Genomic DNA, 1,552 nt, shown 5'->3' on the forward strand with positions numbered 1-1,552 from the left:
TCACCAATAAGGCACACCTTCTCCCGAAGTTACGGTGTTAATTTGCCGAGTTCCTTCTCCCGAGTTCTCTCAAGCACCTTAGAATACTCTTCCTACCCACCTGTGTCGGTTTGCGGTACGGTTCAATATAAGCTGAAGCTTAGTGGCTTTTCTTGGAAGCAGGGTATCAGTTACTTCATCACCTAAGTGAATCGTCATCATGCCTCAGCGTTAAGACCCCCCGGATTTGCCTAAGGGATCCGCCTACACACTTAAACCACCTATTCCAACAGATGGCTAACCTAACCTTCTCCGTCCCCACATCGCACTTATACCAAGTACAGGAATATTAACCTGTTTCCCATCGACTACGCATTTCTGCCTCGCCTTAGGGGCCGACTCACCCTGCGCCGATGAACGTTGCGCAGGAAACCTTGGGTTTTCGGTGAGGGAGCTTTTCACTCCCTTTATCGCTACTCATGTCAGCATTCGCACTTCTGATACCTCCAGCATCCTTCTCAAGACACCTTCACAGGCTTACAGAACGCTCCTCTACCATATGCCATAAATGGTCATATCCGCGTCTTCGGTTATCAATTTGAGCCCCGTTACATCTTCCGCGCAGGACGACTCGACCAGTGAGCTATTACGCTTTCTTTAAATGATGGCTGCTTCTAAGCCAACATCCTGGCTGTCTGTGCCTTCCCACCTCGTTTTCCACTTAATTGATCATTTGGGACCTTAGACGGCGGTCTGGGTTGTTTCCCTCTTGACCCAGGACGTTAGCACCCCAGGTCTGTCTCCCTTGCTCGCACTTGACGGTATTCAGAGTTTGCCATGGTTTGGTAAGTCGCGATGACCCCCTAGCCATAACAGTGCTTTACCCCCGTCAGTGATACAAGAGGCACTACCTAAATAGTTTTCGAGGAGAACCAGCTATTTCCAAGTTTGTTTAGCCTTTCACCCCTATCCACAGCTCATCCCCTAACTTTGCAACGTTAGTGGGTTCGGACCTCCAGTGCGTGTTACCGCACCTTCATCCTGGCCATGGATAGATCACTTGGTTTCGGGTCTACGCCCAGCAACTATGCGCCCTATTCGGACTCGGTTTCCCTACGCCTCCCCTATTCGGTTAAGCTCGCTACTGAACGTAAGTCGCTGACCCATTATACAAAAGGTACGCAGTCACCCCATTTTTCAAGGGCTCCCACTGTTTGTATGCATCCGGTTTCAGGTTCTATTTCACTCCCCTCCCGGGGTTCTTTTCGCCTTTCCCTCACGGTACTGGTTCACTATCGGTCGATGATGAGTATTTAGCCTTGGAGGATGGTCCCCCCATCTTCAAACAGGATTTCTCGTGTCCCGCCCTACTTCTCGTACGCTTAGTATCACAATTGACTTTTCATATACGGGACTATCACCCACTATGGTTGGACTTTCCATTCCATTCTATTAAGTCTACTGCTATCACGTACAGGCTCTTCCCATTTCGCTCGCCACTACTTTGGGAATCTCGGTTGATTTCTTTTCCTCCGGTTACTTAGATGTTTCAGTTCACCGGGTTCGCTCTACC

1 rRNA gene is annotated in these 1,552 nt (G+C 49.5%); it reads right to left on the minus strand.

Annotated features, from left to right (window positions below):
- Positions 1 to 1,552, minus strand: a 23S ribosomal RNA gene (locus tag Q320_RS0109925); the annotation flags it as partial.

It is taken from the genome of Deefgea rivuli DSM 18356 (genome assembly GCF_000620145.1).
Taxonomy (GTDB): Bacteria; Pseudomonadota; Gammaproteobacteria; order Burkholderiales; family Chitinibacteraceae; genus Deefgea; species Deefgea rivuli.